The sequence below is a fragment of the Paraburkholderia sp. BR14320 genome (assembly GCF_040948665.1).
Taxonomy (GTDB): domain Bacteria; phylum Pseudomonadota; class Gammaproteobacteria; order Burkholderiales; family Burkholderiaceae; genus Paraburkholderia; species Paraburkholderia youngii.
In genome coordinates this window covers 42,991-61,381 of the sequence record NZ_JBFPKG010000026.1, presented here as the reverse complement: position 1 = coordinate 61,381, position 18,391 = coordinate 42,991, and the positions used below count along the sequence as shown (strand labels likewise).

Sequence of the window (18,391 nt, the reverse complement as noted above, 5' to 3'; positions counted from 1 at the left end):
TTAATTAATTTCAACGCGTTGCCACCATGGAACAACCTGCTACGACCCTGTCCGCCGACTCCGCGCCCGAGGAATCCCGCCCAGCCGCAGCCTCGGCCGCAGGCGCAGCCGATCATCCGCCGATCCGGCTGCTGTTTCCGGCGCTGCTGCTGGTCATGCTGCTCGCCGCGCTCGACCAGACGATCGTGTCGACCGCGCTGCCCACCATCGTCGGCGATCTGGGCGGGCTCAATAACCTGTCCTGGGTCGTGACCGCCTACCTGCTCAGCTCGACGATCGTCGTGCCGCTGTACGGCAAGTTCGGCGACCTGTTCGGCCGCAAGATCGTTCTACAGACGGCGATCGTCATCTTTCTCGTTGGCTCGGCGCTGTGCGGCATCGCGCAAAACATGAGCCAACTGATCGTGCTGCGCGCGCTGCAAGGCCTTGGCGGCGGCGGCCTGCTCGTCGTGACGATGGCGGCGATCGCGGACGTGATTCCGCCCGCTGAGCGTGGCCGCTATCAGGGCGTGTTCGGCGGCATCTTCGGTCTCGCGACCGTCATCGGTCCGCTGCTCGGCGGTTTTCTGGTCGAGCATCTGACCTGGCGCTGGATCTTCTACATCAACCTGCCGCTCGGCATCCTGTCGCTGATCGTGATCGGCGCGGTGTTCAAGCCGCACGTGCGCCACGTCAAGCACACGATCGACTACATGGGCGCCGCGTTTCTCGCCGGCGCGCTGACCTGCATCATCCTGTTCACGAGCCAGGGCGGCACGATTCTGCCGTGGACCTCGCCGCAACTATGGTTCACGCTCGGCATGGGCCTCGTAGCGATCTGGGGCTTCATTCACGAAGAGCGCAGCGCGGTCGAACCGATCATGCCGCTCGGACTGTTCAAGCAACGCACGTTTCTGATCAGCAGCCTCGTGAGCTTCATCATCGGCGTATCGCTGTTCGGCTCCGTGACGTTCATTCCGCTCTATCTGCAGGTGGTGAAGGGCTCCACGCCGTCGCAAGCCGGCATGCAGATGCTGCCGATGATGGGCGGCCTGTTCATCCTGTCGATGGTGACGGGCCGCCTGATCAGCAAGATCGGCAAGTATCGGCTGTTCCCGATCATGGGCACGTTCCTCGTCTCGGTGGCGATGCTGCTGCTCGCGCGTCTGCAGATCGATACGCCGATTCATGTGATGTATCTGTACATGGGTCTGCTCGGCTGCGGCCTCGGCATGGTGATGCAGGTGCTGGTCCTCGCGGTCCAGAACACCGTCGAGTTCAAGCATATGGGGGTGGCGACGTCCGGCGTCACGCTGTTTCGCTCGATCGGCGGCTCGATCGGCGTGGCCGGTTTCGGCGCGGTGTTTTCGAACGGACTCGCCGCACGCCTCGAAAAGTTGATCCCGCCCGATACCGAACTTCCGCAGGCCTTGGGTCCCGCCGCGATTCATCAGCTACCCGAAGCATTGCGCAACGACTATCTGCATGCGTTCGCTGGCGCGTTGCATACCGTGTATCTGTCGGCCGCCTGCGTCGTGGTGCTCGCGTTCGCGCTGGCGTGGCTGCTGAAGGATCATCCGTTGCGCAAGCACTGAGCGTTCTTCTACGCCTGGTCCGGATGCTGATGCAAACGCTTACCGGCAAGTATCCAATAGCCGGGTGATCACGAGGCCGCACGCGCAACGCGTCGGCCTCGTTGTTTTTTTGTCGCGCTCACTACGTGTGGCGCGCAGCGTGCATTTGTCGTGGAACAACAGACACATATATGCGTTTCGAGGGTCTCGCCGAAGTTTCTTCATACCTCCGAATGAGCGGTAGCGCACACAATCCAGGGGCCTACCGCGTTGACGTCCCCCGTGAAACATCACATATTGGAAACCGTGGAAACGCAGGCGCGGCCTACGTCTCCGCGACCTCCGGCGCATGTGGATCGTGATTCCGCGGACAAGGCTCCTGCCTCAACACGATCCGGAGCATGCCTTTACGGCATCGTTTTCCAAAGGTGGGTCCACGGCATGTCCACCCAGACAGCAACCGGCCAAAGTTTCCCCACGCCCTGCAAACGCTGCGGTGGCGCACTGTACCGACAAGTCGACGCCTGCCCCTACTGTGGCGCTGCGCATCCGTTCGAGCAGGACGATCCGCACATCCGCACCGGTATTCCAGGCAGCCGCGCGAGCGCCACGCACAAGCCGCTGCCTCGCTTCGACGACGAGCTGGGCACACGGGATGAGCCTGTCATCGCCTCTGCCACGATGGCGTCCGAATCTCTGTTGCAGAGCGAGCCGATCATGCACACGGCGCTCGTGTCGACCGACACCGCTATCCCGCCTTACGAAGATCCGATGTACGCGCCAAGCAACACCGCGCAGACGATCTGGCGCGTGCTATATGTGATCGGCGCGGTCATCGCGATCGGCCTGGCGTATATCGCTTATACGTTATTCAGCGACGGTGGCGAATCGGAAGATAAAGGCGTCGAGCAGATTACTCAGGATGCCCGCACAACGACGACCGGCATGATCGCGCCGCTTGCGTCCGCACCGGTGATTGCTCAAGCGCAGACCGCGCACGCGCCGGCCGCGACCAGGCCGGCGCCACCGCCCGTGACCGAACTGGCGGCGAAGCCCGCGCCCGTCGTGCCCGCGGTTCCCGTCATTCCAGCGACACCGGCTGCGCCGCCTGTCACGCCGCCGCTGGCCGCGACGCCCGTGCGGCCCGCGACGCAATTGCACGACGCCGCTCAGGCGCTGCAGGTCGCGAGGACCGCGTTCCGCGCCAACGACCTGTCCGCCGCGCAGGCCGCTCTCGCTGCCGCGCAAACGTTTCAACCGGGAAACAGCGACGTGCAGGTTCTGGCCGATCAGATGCGGCCGCTGGTCCAGCGTCGCGATACTGCGCTGCAGGCCGCGCAGGTCTGCGTCGCGCAGCAGTCGTGGCCGTGCGCACGTCAGCACGCGAACGAGGCGCTCGCGATCGACAGCAGCAACGACGCGGCGAAAGTGATCCTCGAGCGCGTGATCCGCGAGACCGGCTGGGCGCCGCTGACTCCGCCGCATGCGGCGACGGACGCCGCGCCGGGCGCGCCGCTCGCGCAGGCACAACTGCAGGTACCGCTGCCCGCCGGCATGCTGCAGGCGACGTCGCGGAGCAACTAGTGCTCACGCGCGACGCGACCCTCCGCTCAGGGTCGCGGAGACGCAAGCGACTGCGCCGTCGCGCGAAAGCATTGCTTCGCATACCAGATCAGATGGTCGCCGTCTGTGCCGATTCGCACATAATCGTGCGCTCTCTGAGCGGCAACAGACGGAGCGGCCCTGGCAGCAGTTTGAACATGACATGGCAACCGGATCACTGGTGCTTCCACGCGCCACGCGTGAAGCGGGATCAACCTGACCGATAGGTAGAAAGACCATGCTGAAGAGACTTCTCGCAGGCTGGCTGGGGCTGGTGGTACTGGTCGTATGTTCGCTGGCCGGCGCCGAACCCGCGCACTACAAAATCGTCACCGGACCGGAGCGCGGCACCTATATCCAGATCGGCAACGACCTGTCGAAATGGGTGGCCCAGCCGGTCGGTATCGACCTCGAAGTGGTGGCGTCGAAAGGCTCGGCCGAAAACGTGCAGCGCATGCGTTTCGAGCCCGGCGTGAAGCTCGCGCTCGTGCAGTCCGACGTGTACCAGGCGTTCATCGATATGGCCAACACGGGCAACCCCGATGCGGGCACGACGATCCGGCCGCTGCGACTGATCATGCCGCTCTACGACGAGGAAATTAATGTCGTCGTGCGGGCGGATTCGCCGCTGAAGACGCTCGCCGACATCAAGGACAAGACCATCAGCGTCGGTCTGCTAGGCAGCGGCACTGCGCAGTCGGCGACGACGCTCTACCGCCTGATGTTCGGCCAGCCGATTCCCGAGCAGAACGTCGTGCATCTGAGCAACGAGGACGCGCTCGCCGCGCTGATCGTGCAGAAGATCGACGTCGCGATCATCGTGGTCGGGCAGCCGGCAAATCTGTTCACCAGCATGAAGCCCGACCTGCTGTCGCAACTGCGTCTGTTGCCCGCCGATCCCAACGCGCCGGAGACGAACCGCGCAAAACAAACCTACTTTCCGACGACGATCCGTCAGAGCAGCTACCCAGGCTGGTTGAAGGAAGACGTGCCGGGCCTCACGGTCAAAGCGTTTCTGGTCACCTACGACTATGGCTTGCGCGACACCGTCAGCAATCTGAATCATTTCGCCGACTCGTTGTGCGCGAACTTCGACAATCTGCAGGAGCACGGCCATCCGAAATGGAAACAGGTGAAGCTCGAATTGCCGACGCTCGTACGCGGATGGAAGTATTACGGTCCGGTCGAGAAGCACCTGCGCGCGTGTCTCGCGAACCGCACCGCGGCGATGAGCGCGGCGGCCGCGCAACCCGCGCCGAAACCGCACACGCCCTGCTCGGAACAGGAGCGGATGCTTCTGCTGTGCAAATAACGCCGTAGCAAGGACCGCGCGCGCCTGATTCGATTCAGTTCGTTTCAGACGCGCTCGCGCCCCGCGTCGGCCGACAGCGCGCACGCATCCATCGCCCGTTGCAATGCCTCGTACACCTTCGGTCGATTGCATTGCGACACGTTGAAACGCAGAAAACCCGCCGCCGCTTGCGACGCGCTGAACACATTGCCCGGCGCCAGCACGACGCCCGCCGTCAACGCATGACGGGCGATGTCGGCGGCATCGAGCGCCCCGGGCAAGCGCGCCCACACGAACAGGCCCGCACGCGGCCGTGTCCAGATATCGAGGCCCGCATAGCCGAGACGCCTGATGGTCTCTCCCATCGCATCGGCCAGCTTCGCGCGCATTGCCTCGAGATGACGCCGATAGGTACCGTCGACGAGCATCCGATGCACAACGCTCGCCGCGAGCTGACCATTGCCGAACGAGGTCGCGAGCTTCAGATCGATCAGCGGTTCGACCCATTCGGCCCGCGCGGCGATATAGCCGCAGCGCACCGCCGCCGATAGCGTCTTCGAAAAGCTGCCGATCGACACGACGCGGGAGAGCCCGTCGAACGCGGCGAGGCGCGGCGCCGGTTCGTCTTCGAAGTCCGCGAAGATGTCGTCCTCGACGATCAGCAGATCGTGCTCGCCCGCGAGCTTCAGCAGCCGATGCGCGACGGCCGGCGCGAGCGTCGCGCCGGTCGGATTGTGGATCGCCGAGTTCGTCACGTAAAGCCGCGGACGCTGCTCGATCAGAACGCGCTCGAACGCCGCGAGATCCGGCCCCTGCGGCGTGTACGGCACGCTCGCGATCCGCACGCGATGCGCGCGCAGCAGCGCCTGAAAATTGAAGTAGCACGGATCGTCGATCAACACCGTGTCGCCGGGTTCGAGCAGGAAGCGGCACACGAGATCGAGCGCATGAGTGCCGCCGTCGGTCAGCAGGATCTGCTCGGGCGGCGCATCGACGCCGTGCGCAGACAGCCGCCACGCAAGCTGCTGACGCAGCGCGGGCAAGCCGGCCGGGCTCGCGTAGTCGGCGAGCAGTGACTGCGGATCACGGGCGACCGCACGCAGCGCGCGCCGCACGCCATCTTCCGGCAGCCACGAAGCCGGCATCCAGCCGCAGCCTGGCTTCAGCGCTTTCGAGCCGGTTTCCAGCGACTGCCGCGTGAGCCACAGCGGATCGACCTCGCGATCGAGTCGCGGTCCCAGATCGGCGAGCGCGAGCGGCGGCGCATGGCCCGACACGAAGAAGCCGGAGCCGCGCCGCGCGACGATCACGCCTTCCGCGACGAGACGGTCGTAGGCTTCCACCACGGTCGATTTCGACACGCCGAGCGCGTCGGTCATCGCGCGAATCGACGGCACGCGCGCGCCCGGCATCAGCGAGCGGCTCGCGATGCGCTCGCGCAGATTGTCCATCACGAGGCCGACGCGCGTGCCCGGCACCGTCTCGTTGTTGTCGCTTTGCGCCATCTGTACTGCTCCATGTTCAGTACAGTTCGTCCAAACTGTACTGATCTGTAGCTTAACGTTTACGGCCGCGGCGCGCATCATGTGACTTTTTCAGCGCAGGGATGTTCGCAATGGACAAGACCACCAACGGCTGGCTCAGCGGTTTCGCGGGCGTGCTGATTTTCAGCGGCTCGCTGCCGGCCACGCGGCTTGCCGTGCAGGGACTCGATCCGGTCTTTCTGACCGTGGCGCGCGCGACGATCGCGGGCGTTCTCGGTCTTCTACTGTTGCTAGTGTTCCGCGAGACGCGGCCGCAGCGCCGCGATCTGCTGCCGCTCGTGGTGGTCGCGCTCGGCGTCGTGGTCGGCTTTCCGTTGCTGACCGCGCTGGCGCTGCGGCATGTGAGCGCCGCGCATGCGGTCGTGTTCATCGGTTTGCTGCCGCTCGCCACCGCGATCTTCGGCGTGCTGCGCGGCGGCGAGCGGCCGCAGCCCGCGTTCTGGCTGTTCTCGGCGCTCGGCAGCGCGGCGGTGGCCGCGTTCGCGCTGCGGCACGGCATCGACGCGTCGCCGTTCGGCGACGCGCTGATGCTCGCGGCGATCATCGTGTGCGGGCTCGGTTACGCGGAAGGCGCGCGGCTGTCGCGTCACCTCGGCGGCTGGCAGGTGATTTCTTGGGCGCTCGTGCTGTCGCTGCCATTGATGCTGCCGCTCGCCTGGTGGACGCGGCCCGTGTCGTTCGACGGTGTCGGCGCCGCCGCGCTGTGGGGACTCGCGTACGTGTCGCTATTCAGCATGCTGATCGGCTTCGTGTTCTGGTATCGAGGACTCGCGCTCGGCGGGATCGCGGCGGTCGGACAACTGCAGTTGCTGCAACCGTTTTTCGGGCTGCTGCTCGCCGGCGTGCTGCTGCACGAACAGGTCCCGCCGTCGATGATCATCGTCACCGTGATCGTGGTCGCCTGCGTGGCCGGCGCTCGGCATTTTTCGCGCGCGGCGCCGGCGCGGCGGGCGGTCTGACGCGGCTCGACCAGCGCACGGCAAACCGTCTTTTTTCAGGATCGAATGACGCGAGTCGTGGGTCGATATGTCATCATTTCGCAGATTGGCACAACCAGCGCCTTGCGCCGCGACTGACGATGACGACCGCTTTTGCCCAAACCGTCGAAGCCCGTTTTTCCGAACTCACGCCGACGTCTAAACGCGTCGCCAGCTATATGCTCGCGAATCTCGACCGGCTCGGCCTCGAGACCGCCGATCAGATCGCGCAGCAAGCCGGCACCAGCGGCATTTCGGTCGGCCGCTTCCTGCGCAGTGTCGGCTATCGCAATCTCGACGATCTGAAACGCGAGCTGCGCGGCACGCAGCAGCGCCCCTGGCTGATCACGGACCGGCTCGACGCGTTCCGCCGTGGCCCGAGCGACAGCACCCAAACCCGTGAGCCGCATGAACCGGGCGTCGCTAACGGCGCCTCGCCGGGCGACGCGGCGCTCGCCCAATCGCTCGAACTCGAAATCGGTGCGATCCAGCATGTATACGAGCTCGCGCGCTCGCCGGCCTTTGCGCGCGTCGCCGAGCGCATCGCGAACGCCGATGCGGTCTACATCCTCGGCATCCAGTCGACGCGCGGTATCAGCAACGCGTTCTACAGCTACCTCGAATACATCCGGCCGCGCGTGTTCTATTCGGATGGCATGTCAGGTTCCTACGTCGATTCGCTGAACTCGGAATTCAATACACCGTATCTGATCGTCACCGACACGCGCGCCTATTCGACCATCGCACGACGCTATTGCCAGGCGGCCTCGCGACGCGGTCTGCCGTTCGCGCTCGTCACCGATATCTACTGTCCGTGGGCGCGCGATTTCGACGGCGACCTGCTGCAGGTGAAGACCGACGTCGGTCAGTTCTGGGATTCGCTCGCGCCGCTGACGTGCCTGTTCAATCTGCTGATCTCGGCGGTCGTCGAACGGCGCGGACCGGCTATCGACGAACGCGTGGCGCGCAATCGCGAGCTACAGAGCGAGTTCGATCAATTCGATTTTTGACCCGCTTCAAATCCGCACCGGCGACAGGCATAGTCAAAGCTTCCGTCAAACTGAGCCGGCCACGACCGGACCACGCATGAGTTCAACCCGCCCTGCGCTCGACGTCCCGCTGATCCGCGACGCCACCGAAGCCGACCTTCCCGCGATTCAGGCGATCTATGCGCATCACGTGCTGACCGGTGTCGCGTCGTTCGAAGAAACCCCGCCGTCCGTCGACGACCTGCGCGCGCGGCTCGCAAGCGTGCGCAGCCACGGACTGCCGTATATCGTCGCGCAGATCGACGGCGACGTCGCCGGCTATTGCTATGCGACGCCGTATCGCCCGCGCGCCGCCTATCGCAACACGATCGAAGACTCGATCTACGTGAACGACGCATATCGCGGACGCGGCATCGGACGCTTGCTGCTACAGGCGCTGATCGATCGTTGCGAGACCGGACCGTGGCGTCAGATGATCGCGGTGATCGCCGATGGCGGCAGCGGCGGCTCGTTGTCGTTACATACGCAGCTTGGCTTCGAGCTGACCGGCACGTTGAAGGCGGTGGGCTACAAGCACGGCCGCTGGCTCGACACGACGCTGATGCAACGCACGCTCGGCCGCGGAGCGTCGACCGGGCCCGACGACGTTTCAAACGCTGCAGGCGGCACGCACGGGTAGGCCGCCGCGCGCACGACGCGGCGTAGCAACCGTGACGCCGGACGCAAAACCTAACGCCCGCGCGGCAAACGCGCGAACAAGGTCGGGTAGTCGATCACGAGGCCATCGCTATCCACGCGCATATTGGCGGTGAACTCGCGAAAAATGCCTTCATAGCGGTACTCGCCATTCAACTCGATGCACGTGTATGCCTGCTCGGCGCGCGTAACCTGCAAGTCGGGTGTCGAGATGTACGCGACTTCGATCGGTTGACGTTCGCCCTCGGCCAGTTGCAGCCGGCGGATCGGCAACGTATTCGTGTACGGCGTCGCGGCGATATCGATATCGATACAGCCCTCGATCGCACTCAGCGCGAGGCCGTGCCCGTCGTGCCAATGGCCTTCGCCATCGCCATGCAATTCCAGCTCGCCGCCGCCGACGATCTTCAGGTGCGCGTAGCGCGTGCGCCAGCGCGCGTCGCAGCGCACCGAGTAATGCAGCCCGTAGGTTTTGCCGTAGCGCTGCCCTATCACGACGCTTTCCACGGCGAAGCCGTCGTCGCGCGCATCGAATACCAGATGTTCGATGCCGTCGCCCTCTTCCGAGGCCCATCGTAATTCACGCATCGGTGTCTCCTCGCGAAACGGCGCAGTGGGCGCGCCGGCCTTTCATCGTAGCGCGAAAGTCCGCGCGCGAGTCAATCCCGACCCAGGCGCTTACGGCCGGCAAATAGCCAGTATCAACGCGCGAGATGCCTGAGTGTTGGCCGCTCGACTATGCTCGCGGTTTGTCGTGACTCCGAACCCGCCGCCGATGCACGCCGCCGCGACCGATGCGCCCTCTTCCTCGCTCAGCGCCCCGCTGCGCACGCTGCTGCGCAGCTTCGGCCAGATCGTGCTGCAATCGAACGCCGCGACCGGCGCGTGCATGCTCGGCGCGTGGCTGGTGAGCGAGCCGCGTCTCGTGTGCGCCGCGCTGCTCGGCGCGATCGCGGCCAACGTCAGCGCGGTGCTCGCCGGTTCGGCCGACGCCGACCTGCGCGCTGGCCTGCTCGGCTTCAACGGCGCGCTGGCGAGCCTCGCCGCGTTCAGCTTCATCGGCGATCCGGCGCGCGCGTCGGCCGTCGCGATTCTTGCGGCGACGGCCACCGCGTGGCTGCTGCGACCGTGGTGGCATTGTTTGCGCGTGCGTCGGCTCGGCTATCTGTCGAGTCCGTGCCTGATCGTCACGTGGCTATGGTTGCCGCTGATCGCGAGCCGTTCCTTGTCAGCGGGTCCCCATGCCGCTCATCCGCTCGACGTGATGCGGTTCGTCAGCGGCGTGCTCGCGGGCGTTGCGCAGACCGGCTTCGCGGCGGACGCGCCAGCGGGTGTGCTGGTGCTGCTCGGGATTGCCGCCGCCTCGCGAAGACACGCGCTGTATGCGCTGGGCGGCGCGACCTTGGCCAGTGCTGCGCATCTGTTGCTCGGCCGAGCGTTGCCTCATTCGACGCCGGCCTGTCAGGATTCAACGGCGCGCTGACCGCGCTCGCGCTAGCCGACTCAGGCTACGCGGCGATGCTCGGCGGCATCGCGATGTCGGTGCCGTTGCAAGCGGCCGCCCTGCATTGCGGTCGGCTTACGATGAGCGCGCCGTTCGTGCTCGCAACGTGGAGCATCCAGTCGCTGGGGCGCCGCGCCGCGTAACGCAAGGCTGGGTCGTGCGCTGTCGCCAACGGCGCGGGATTGTGCGGTAGCATCCCAAGCCGGTTCGCGCGTCGCACGGCCTCGCATTCAGCAACCTTCTTGCCTTGGCGATCCATCGCATGGCGCCGAAGTCGGTGCTGAAACACTCACTCCAGCCGACAGGAGACAGATATGTCGTTCGCCCACTCACCCGCCGGCCGCATCGCCGAGACCGGTCCGCAGTCGGAAGCGGAACAGCAAACCCGCATCGATCTGGCCGCCGCTTATCGACTCGCCGCGCTCAACGGCTGGGACGATCTGATCTACACACACATTTCCGCGAGCGTGCCCGGCGAACCGGGCCACTTCCTGATCAATCCGTTCGGCCTCGCGTTCGATGAGGTATGCGCGTCGAATCTCGTGAAAATCGACATCGCGGGCAATATCGTCGGCGCCAGCGAACATCCGGTGAATGCCACCGGCTTCGCGCTGCACGCGGCCGTGCATGCCGCGCGCGACGACGCGTTCTGCGTGATGCATCTGCATAACACCGCGGGCGTGGCCGTGTCCGCGCAGCCGGAAGGATTGCTGCCGGCGTCGCAGCACGCGCTGCGCTTTTACGGCCAGCTTGCATATCACGACTACGAAGGCCTCGCGTTCACGCCGGCCGAAGGCGAGCGCCTCGTCGCGCACCTCGCCGATCACCACGCGATGCTGTTGCGCAATCACGGCACGCTGACGCTCGGACGCACGGTTGCCGAAGCTTATGTGCTGATGGCGACGCTGCTGAAAGCCTGTGAAATCCAGATCCAGGCGCAAACCTGCGGCGCGCCGCTGGTCGTGCCGAGCGACGCGGTCGCCGCGCGCACGGCGGAGCAGCTCTGCGATGGCAGCGCGATCGAAGGCGCGCTCGAATGGCCCGCGCTGCTGCGCAAACTCGATCGACTCGATCGAGGTTATCGCGCCTGAACACCCGAGCCGGTCCGCTTCATTTCAGTCCCAACTCTCAACCCTACGGAGCAACGTCATGCCCACGTTTCATATCGAACTCTTCGAAGGCCGTACGCTGGAACAGAAACGCCAGTTCGTCGAAGCGATCACGAAAGCCACCTGCGAGTCGCTCGGCGTCGAGCCGAACTCGGTCGATATCATCCTGACCGACGTTAAACGCGAAAACTGGGCAACGGGTGGGCGTTTATGGTCGGAGGCCTGATCGACCCGAAAAAGCGCCGGCGAGACCAGCGCTTCGATGCATAAAAAATAGGCATCGAAAAAAAAGCTGCGCACGTGAGGTGCGCAGCTTTCGAGGCTTACAACGCGAAAAAAATCGCGTCGATGTGGCGGCAAAACAACGTGCCGCCACGTGTTCAGTAACTGTTTAGAACTTGTGGATGATACCAACGCCGACAGCGGTCTGGCTGCGCGACGACGACGGCGAACCGTTTTGGCCGTCACCGATGCTTGCCACTGCGTTGATGATCGACTTGCCGTTGCCCGACAGCGTCTGACCGCTAGCGCGCTGATACGCTTCGAGTGCGTACAGGCCGGTGCGCTTGGACAGCGAGTAGTACTGCGACAGGTTGAACTGGTTGTAGGTAGCCGTGCTCTGAATGCCGTTCGACGACGTTGCACGGGTGTAGCTATAGCCAGCGGCCACATCCAGCACCGAGATCGGCTTCCAGTGCAGCACTGCGCCACCGGTATTCCAGATCTGCGTGTCGTGGAACAGCGAAGCCTGGCCCGCAGTGTATTGAACGTTCGAGTATGCGAACGAAACGTCCCACTGCGAGTTGAACGCGTAACCACCCGTCACAGCAACACGCTGCTGCTTCGCGGCGGTCTGGAAGCCGTTGTTGATTGCCGAAACGGACGGCTGAGCGCCGTTGTTCGACGCCGTCGAATTCCACGCCGGGGTGCCAACGGTTGCCGCGTTGTCGATGCGCTGGATACCAGCCGCGATACCGATCGGGCCGTTCAGGTACTGTGCCGCCACGCTCCACGTTTGGCCGGCCGCGAAGCTGCCCGCGTTGCCGCCCAGTGCGTACGAACCGCTAACCGTCAGACCGCCAAAGCTCGGCGACGTATAGACCAGTTGGTTGTTCACGCGGAACGTCGTATCCAGCGAGTCGATATCACCCGGATGCGCGCCGTATGCACCGGTCAGCCACGTGGTCGGGCTGTACGGCGAGAGCAAGGTGTAGTACGAGGTATAACCGCGGCCTGCCGTCAGCGTACCGAACTGCGCGTTCGTCAGACCGACCCATGCCTGGCGGTTGAATGCCAGACCCGACACGGCTTGCGCGCCAGTTGCGCTGTTAAAGCCTTCTTCCAATTGGAAAATGGTCTTCGTGCCGCCACCCAGATCTTCCGAGCCCTTCAAACCGAAACGGCTGCCTGCCCAGATGCCGTTGATCATCTTGACTTGCGAGTTGCCGGGGACGGTCTGCGGTTTCGCTGCCGTGGTCAGCGATGCCGAGCTGTTCTGCCAACCCAGGCCCGTATCGACGATACCGTAAAGCGTCACGCTGCTTTGCGCATGTGCGCCCAGGGCGACCAACCCCAAGGCCGAAGCTAAGAGAGTCTTTTTCATTTCTACTCCGTTGTTAAAAACTTTCAGACGCGGCCCATCCAAGCACCGCCGAGTGTGGGTAAAACGCTTTATTTGGAATCAGAACACCGGATGGCCGTTGATGACGCTCGGCAGCCAGGTCGAGAACCACGGTACATAGGTGACTATATTGATGGCCGAGAAGATAGCGAGGTAATACGGCCAAGCCACCTTAGTAGTTTCACCTATAGACACATTCCCAATCGCACAGCCAATGAACTGCACCGAGCCAATCGGCGGATGCACGAGACCCAATGCGCAGTTCAGCAGGATCATGATGCCGAACTGAACCGGACCCACGCCGTTGTGCATCGCCATCGGCAGGAACAGCGGGGTCGTGATCAGGATGTGCGCCGCCATGTCGACGAACGTACCGAGGAACACCTGAATCACGTTGATGTACAGCAACATCAGCCACGGCAGCGAGGTCGCGCCGTCGAGCATGCGCTCGATCGCGTCCGGGATCTCCAGATAGGCCATCTGGAAGCGCAGCATGTTCGACACGCCGATCAGCAGCAGCACCACGCCGGTCGTCTTCGCGGCCTTGCCGAGCGCATGGCCGAGCTTTTTCAGCGTCAACGTGCGGTACACGACGATGGTCAATATCAGCGAGTAAGCCACGGCGATCGCGGCCGCCTCTGTCGCAGTGGCGATACCGCGCGCCACGCAGAACAGAATGATCGCGATGACCATCAGGCCCGGCACCGCGCCGATGAACGTACGCAGCACCGCCATCCAGCCCGGGAAACGCTGCAGTTGGGTCGAACCGTCGGGACGGCGCGGATAGCCGAACTTGACGGCCTGCCAGTATGCGGCGACCAGCACGAGGCCCATCACCCACAATACCGGCAACAGACCGGAGAACAGCAGATCGCCGATCGACACGCCGCTCATCTGCTTGCCGTTCAGCACGCCGCTCACGCCTTGCGCCGCGAACGCGTAGATGATCATGTTGGTCGACGTCGGCATCAGCGCGCCGGCGAGCGACGAGTGCGTGGTCACGTTGACCGCGTATGCGGCGCTATAACCTTCGCGCTTCATCAGCGGGATCACGACGCCGCCCATTGCCGACGTATCCGCGGTCGGCGAACCCGACACGCCGCCGAACAGCGTGCAGGCGACCACGTTGGCCATGCCAAGGCCACCGCGGAAATGGCCGACCGTAGCCTGCGCGAAACGCAGGATGCGGTCAGCGATGCCGCCGTGGAGCATCAGCTCGCCGGAGAAGATGAAGAACGGCACCGCGAGGAACGAGAAACCGTTCATGCCCGAGATCATCGCCTGCATCGCGGTCGCGGTCGGCAGACCTTCGAACAGATAGGTCAGGACGCAGGACAGCCCCAGCGCGAATGAAACCGGAACACCTAAAAAAAGGAAAACTAGAAAACTGACGGTAAGGAGGGCAAGTTCCATGATGGCTCTACTTTTATTCCGTGACGGAGAGTTCGAGCGCTGGCTCTTCCCGCTTGCCGGCGAAGAGCTCGAGCAGATGCTCGATCGAGAACAACGCGATGCACACGCTCGCGAAGATCGGAATGCAGTAGCGCACGCCTTCCGGCACGCCGATGATCGGAATGCGGTCGCCCATCGTGGTTTCCGCCATCTCGAAGCAACCGACGAAAACGGCCACCGCGAAAGCAAACAGGCAGAGGTGCTGAATCCCTTTCGCGATCACCTGGCCCTTCTCGGGCAATTTCTTGACGAGCGAGTCGAGTCCGATGTGACCGCCCTCGCGAACCTTCAATGCGGCGCCGAACATCGCGATCAGGATCACCAGCAACAATGCGATGGGCTCCACGTAATCGGGTGCATCGCTAAACACGTAGCGCATCACCACGCTATAAATCACGAGCAGGCAAAGTGCGGCGAGGCTAACCGACGCCACGACCAGCAGCACGCGAAAAAGAAAATCATTTGGGCGTTTCAGGAAACTCATGACCCTGTCCTTGCTTACGTCCGACCTGTGCTTGAAATTCAGCCGTCCCGAAGCGACGCGATCCGCGCGCGCGAAACTGCGCGGCGGAAGGTCTCGCGAGTTTCCTCGCGGACCATTCACGCCGCTGCTGCGACAAACGTTGCTATTGCTGATTGCGTCCGGGACGCGAGACTTACTTGATTGCCTGGATCTCGTCGACGATCTGCTTCATCTGCGGGGTCTTTTCGTACTTCGTCCACACAGGCTGCATCACCTTCACGAAAGCCGCACGGTCGATCTGCGAAGCCGCGACCACCGTTGCGCCGCCCTTCGTGACGGTCTTCTGCGCGTCGGCTTCACGCGCGGTCCACAGCTTCTGGTAGTACGGCACCGAGTCGGCCGCGGCCTTCTTGATGATCTGCTGCTCTTGCGGCGACAGCGTGTCCCACACCTTCTTCGAGAACACCAGCACTTCGGGGGTCATCGAATGCTGGGTTTCCGAGTAGACCTGAGCGACTTCGAAGTGCTTGGTTTCTTCGTACGACGGGATGTTGTTTTCGGCGCCGTCGACGAGGCCGGTCTTCAGGCCCGTATAGACTTCCGAAAACGGCATCGGGGTCGGCGTGCCGCCCATTGCCTTGATTTCGTCGACCATCAGGTCGGACGGCTGCACGCGAACCTTCAGGCCCTTCATGTCAGCCGGCGACTTGATCGCCTTCTTCGCGTACATCGAGCGTGCGCCGCTCTCGTAGAACGTCAGCGCGATCATGCCCTTCGCGGTGAACGCGTCGAGGATCTTCTGGCCTTCCGGACCGTACATGACCTTGCGGAAATGGTCGACGTCGCGGAACAGGAACGGCAGCGACGGGATCATCGATTCCGGCACGATTTCGTTGAACGCAGCACCGTTGGCGCGCGTCATGTCGAGCGCACCGATACGAACCTGGTCGATCGTGTCGTTTTCCGAGCCGAGCGCGCTGTTGCCGAACACCTTCACGGAGTCCTTGCCGTCGGTCGCCTTGCTGATCTGCTCGCCCATGTACTTCACGGCCATGTTGGTCGGGAAGGTGTCGCCGTGCACATCGGCAACGCGGAACACGCGCGCTTCAGCCGACATCGTGCTGAACGCCAGCGCCGCGGCTGCGACGATCATCGAAACACGGGAAGAGGCAAACTTCTTGTTCATCGTGACATTCCTTGAAAAATAGACCATCCCAGCAACAGCGGATGTGACATGGTTTTGACGCGTCTCCGTCTTCGCGCCCGCTACCTTCTCAGGCGCGGGCGCTGGCCGTACTGGCTGTGCAATTTCCCCGGCACAGTTGCCCCAGCACTCCAGTCGACAACTCGACTACTTACTTCAATCACGGCGGCCGGCTTCGGACATGCATGCGGCATCGACCACAGCCGCACCACTCGCCTGAAACCTACCAAATTGCGCTTGTCACACATACATAGAAAGCCGTTTGTTTGGACTTATATGTTGTACGACGACATACGAAGTCTATAAAAGGGGTTTTAACTTGTACAGACGGTATTTACCCGCATCAAGAAAAGCTCCAGCAGCTATCGGCGAAATGGCACGCCACCAAGCCCCACGCCGTCTGGCGCTGAATGAGCGGAAACCGGCCTAGTCTGCGGAACTGTTGTATTTTTGCCGAACAAAGATGCGGGAATGGGGTCCTTACGTCAAATGTTGTATGACGAGTGACGAATAAAGGGCCACACGAATGACCCTCACAAATGAAAACGCCGGGCGAAAAACTTCGTCCCGGCGCATGTCTCATGTAAGCAAGATTACAGTTGTCCTGCAAATTCGGGCTCAGGCAGCCCGCGCACGCCTGGCCGCAGCGCGAACACATGGCCGTCGTGCTCGCTCGCGCCGTTGGCCGGGCGAATCGACGTGACGAACAGCGTATCCAGGTCGCGGCCGCCGAATGCGCACATCGCAGGCTTGATGGCCGGCACTGGAATCTGCCGGTCGAGCTTGCCTTGCGGCGTGAAACGCAGCAGCAGACCGGCGTCGTTCGCGCAAATCCAGTAGCAGCCGTCGGCATCGACCGCCGCGCCGTCCGGGCGGCCCGAATAGTGATGCAGATCGGCGAACACACGACGGTTGCGCGGCTCGCCGGTTTCGACGTCGTAGTCGAACGCCCAGATCAGCCGGCGCAGCGGATGCGAGTCCGACAGATACATCGTCGTCCCGTCCGGCGACCAGCCGAGGCCGTTCTGCGTGATCAGCGAATCGACGACCGGTGCCGACAGCACGCCCTTCTCATCGAAGCGGTACAGCGCGCCGCCCGGGATCGCCGCCGCCATGTCCATCACCATGGTGCCGGCCCAGAAGCGCCCTTGCCTATCGCAACGGCCGTCGTTGAAACGCATGCCGCCGTGCGGGAATTCTGGCGCCGCGAGCTTGCGCAGCGACGCTGTCAGCGGCTCGCCGCCCGGCGCATTCGACGCGTCGGCGAGCGTGACCGCGAACAAGCCGGTCTCGCAGCCGGCGAGCACGGTGCCGGCGTGATCGAACGCGATGCAGGCAACCTGCTCCGGCAGCAGCCATTCGGTGCGCTTGCCGGTTTCGAGCGAGCCGCGCACGATCTTCTTCGCCGGAATGTCGACCCAGTACAACGCCTGCCCGGCCGCGCGCCAGACCGGGCTTTCACCGGTGGCTGCGGGTAACGGACCGGCCGCTTCGAAGCGTTCCACTTGCGGATTCGCACTCATTATTTAGGCTCCCGCTTCGGCTCCATCGGACCGGCGAGCACGAACGGGCCGCCCTGGTACAGCTGGGTCGGGTCGTCGAAGCGCGTGTCGGGAGCGCTCGGCGGAAACAGGTGCTCGAACTGCGCCGAGCTGTCTTGCGGACGGTAGCCGAGGAACGCGGCGTTGGTGTTGTCGACCCACGAGGTGCGGTTGTTCGACACGCCGTAGACGATCGCGTGGCCGACGCGGTTCGTGAACAGCGAGCAGCGCACGAGCTCGATGAAGTCGCGGTAGCTCAGATATGTGACGAGCATGCGCGCGGTCTTCGGCTTCTCGAACGACGAGCCGATCCGCAGACACACGGTTTCGAGGCCAAAGCGGTCGAAGTAGTAGCGCGACAGCGATTCGCCGAAGCACTTCGACACGCCATACATGCCGTCCGGACGCAGCGGCGCGTCGGTGCCGAGCACCGACGTCACCGGATGGAAACCCACCGCGTGATTCGAGCTCGCGTAGACGATGCGCTTCACGCCGTGCTTCTGCGCCGACGAGTACACGTTGTACAGGCCGCGGATATTCGCTTCGAGGATGTCTTCGAACGGCGCTTCGACGGAAATGCCGCCGAGATGCACCACCGCGTCCACGCCTTCGAGCAGCGCGTGCACGGCCGCTCCATCGGCGAGATCGACGACGGCGGCTTCCTCGTGCGCGGCGACTTCGCCGAGCGGCGCGATATCGGATACGCGCACGATGTCGGCCCATTGCGCGAGCGCGGGACGCAGTTGCTTGCCGAGGTTGCCCGCGGCGCCGGTGAGCAGCAGACGGCGGAAGGGTTTCTTTGCCGCGGAGCGGTCAACGTTCAAATCGGTCATGTCTCTTTGCTG

16 protein-coding genes and 1 pseudogene are annotated in these 18,391 nt (G+C 63.8%); 9 read left to right on the top strand and 8 right to left on the bottom strand.

Features of this window, described 5'->3' with window-relative positions:
* Window positions 1-26 precede the first annotated feature (26 nt).
* The 3 genes from AB3X89_RS23105 (at window position 27) to AB3X89_RS23095 (ending at window position 4,467) form a co-directional block, all read left to right on the top strand.
* Entirely contained in the window at window positions 27-1,574 is a 1,548-nt protein-coding gene (locus AB3X89_RS23105) for an MDR family MFS transporter (RefSeq protein ID WP_368585335.1), read from the top strand.
* A gap of 420 nt (window positions 1,575-1,994) precedes the next feature.
* A complete protein-coding gene (locus AB3X89_RS23100; RefSeq protein ID WP_368585334.1) occupies window positions 1,995-3,137 on the top strand; it encodes a hypothetical protein in 1,143 nt (380 codons plus the stop codon).
* A gap of 256 nt (window positions 3,138-3,393) precedes the next feature.
* Entirely contained in the window at window positions 3,394-4,467 is a 1,074-nt protein-coding gene (locus tag AB3X89_RS23095) for a TAXI family TRAP transporter solute-binding subunit (RefSeq protein WP_368585333.1), read from the top strand.
* Window positions 4,468-4,511: 44 nt separating this feature from the next.
* On the opposite strand, the gene AB3X89_RS23090 is transcribed toward AB3X89_RS23095, so the two are convergent.
* A complete protein-coding gene (locus AB3X89_RS23090) occupies window positions 4,512-5,951 on the bottom strand; it encodes a PLP-dependent aminotransferase family protein (protein WP_368585332.1) in 1,440 nt (479 codons plus the stop codon).
* Window positions 5,952-6,061: 110 nt separating this feature from the next.
* Here AB3X89_RS23090 and AB3X89_RS23085 point away from each other — a divergent pair, with 110 nt between their 5' ends.
* The 3 genes from AB3X89_RS23085 (at window position 6,062) to AB3X89_RS23075 (ending at window position 8,635) form a co-directional block, all read left to right on the top strand.
* Window positions 6,062-6,949 carry a DMT family transporter gene (locus tag AB3X89_RS23085; RefSeq protein ID WP_368585331.1) on the top strand — a complete coding sequence of 296 codons (888 nt, stop codon included), beginning with the start codon at window positions 6,062-6,064 and terminating at the stop codon, window positions 6,947-6,949.
* 119 nt (window positions 6,950-7,068) lie between these two features.
* Window positions 7,069-7,977: a sap1 transcriptional regulator SapR gene (gene sapR / locus AB3X89_RS23080; protein ID WP_368585330.1), complete on the top strand. Its 909-nt coding sequence runs from the start codon at window positions 7,069-7,071 to the stop codon at window positions 7,975-7,977.
* A 76-nt stretch (window positions 7,978-8,053) separates the two neighbouring features.
* Entirely contained in the window at window positions 8,054-8,635 is a 582-nt protein-coding gene (locus AB3X89_RS23075; protein WP_368585329.1) for an N-acetyltransferase family protein, read from the top strand.
* A gap of 50 nt (window positions 8,636-8,685) precedes the next feature.
* Here AB3X89_RS23075 and AB3X89_RS23070 read toward each other — a convergent pair whose 3' ends face one another.
* Window positions 8,686-9,240: a putative glycolipid-binding domain-containing protein gene (locus tag AB3X89_RS23070; RefSeq protein WP_368585328.1), complete on the bottom strand. Its 555-nt coding sequence runs from the start codon at window positions 9,238-9,240 to the stop codon at window positions 8,686-8,688.
* A 187-nt stretch (window positions 9,241-9,427) separates the two neighbouring features.
* Between AB3X89_RS23070 and AB3X89_RS23065 the strand changes: the two are divergent.
* The 3 genes and pseudogenes from AB3X89_RS23065 (at window position 9,428) to AB3X89_RS23055 (ending at window position 11,491) form a co-directional block, all read left to right on the top strand.
* Window positions 9,428-10,299: pseudogene (locus AB3X89_RS23065) on the top strand (urea transporter).
* 171 nt (window positions 10,300-10,470) lie between these two features.
* Window positions 10,471-11,247: a class II aldolase/adducin family protein gene (locus AB3X89_RS23060; RefSeq protein WP_368585327.1), complete on the top strand. Its 777-nt coding sequence runs from the start codon at window positions 10,471-10,473 to the stop codon at window positions 11,245-11,247.
* Window positions 11,165-11,491 (top strand): 4-oxalocrotonate tautomerase, encoded by a 327-nt coding sequence (locus AB3X89_RS23055; RefSeq protein ID WP_368585326.1) that lies wholly within the window; start codon window positions 11,165-11,167, stop codon window positions 11,489-11,491. The genes AB3X89_RS23060 and AB3X89_RS23055 overlap by 83 nt, the downstream gene beginning before the upstream one ends.
* 165 nt (window positions 11,492-11,656) lie before the next feature.
* Here AB3X89_RS23055 and AB3X89_RS23050 read toward each other — a convergent pair whose 3' ends face one another.
* From AB3X89_RS23050 to AB3X89_RS23025, 6 genes are all read right to left on the bottom strand, one after another.
* The gene (locus AB3X89_RS23050; protein WP_368585325.1) at window positions 11,657-12,868 is read right to left on the bottom strand and encodes a porin; all 1,212 of its coding nucleotides are present in this window, start codon (window positions 12,866-12,868) and stop codon (window positions 11,657-11,659) included.
* 78 nt (window positions 12,869-12,946) lie between these two features.
* On the bottom strand, window positions 12,947-14,299 hold the full coding sequence (locus AB3X89_RS23045) for a TRAP transporter large permease (RefSeq protein ID WP_368585324.1): 1,353 nt from the start codon (window positions 14,297-14,299) through the stop codon (window positions 12,947-12,949).
* A gap of 13 nt (window positions 14,300-14,312) precedes the next feature.
* Window positions 14,313-14,822: a TRAP transporter small permease gene (locus tag AB3X89_RS23040; RefSeq protein ID WP_368585323.1), complete on the bottom strand. Its 510-nt coding sequence runs from the start codon at window positions 14,820-14,822 to the stop codon at window positions 14,313-14,315.
* Window positions 14,823-14,994: 172 nt separating this feature from the next.
* Window positions 14,995-15,987, bottom strand: coding sequence for a TRAP transporter substrate-binding protein (locus AB3X89_RS23035; protein WP_176105711.1), 993 nt, complete (start codon window positions 15,985-15,987; stop codon window positions 14,995-14,997).
* Between the two features lie 611 nt (window positions 15,988-16,598).
* A complete protein-coding gene (locus AB3X89_RS23030) occupies window positions 16,599-17,528 on the bottom strand; it encodes an SMP-30/gluconolactonase/LRE family protein (protein WP_368585322.1) in 930 nt (309 codons plus the stop codon).
* Entirely contained in the window at window positions 17,528-18,379 is an 852-nt protein-coding gene (locus AB3X89_RS23025) for an NAD-dependent epimerase/dehydratase family protein (RefSeq protein ID WP_368585321.1), read from the bottom strand. Before AB3X89_RS23025 ends, AB3X89_RS23030 begins: the two co-directional genes overlap by 1 nt.
* Window positions 18,380-18,391: the final 12 nt, after the last annotated feature.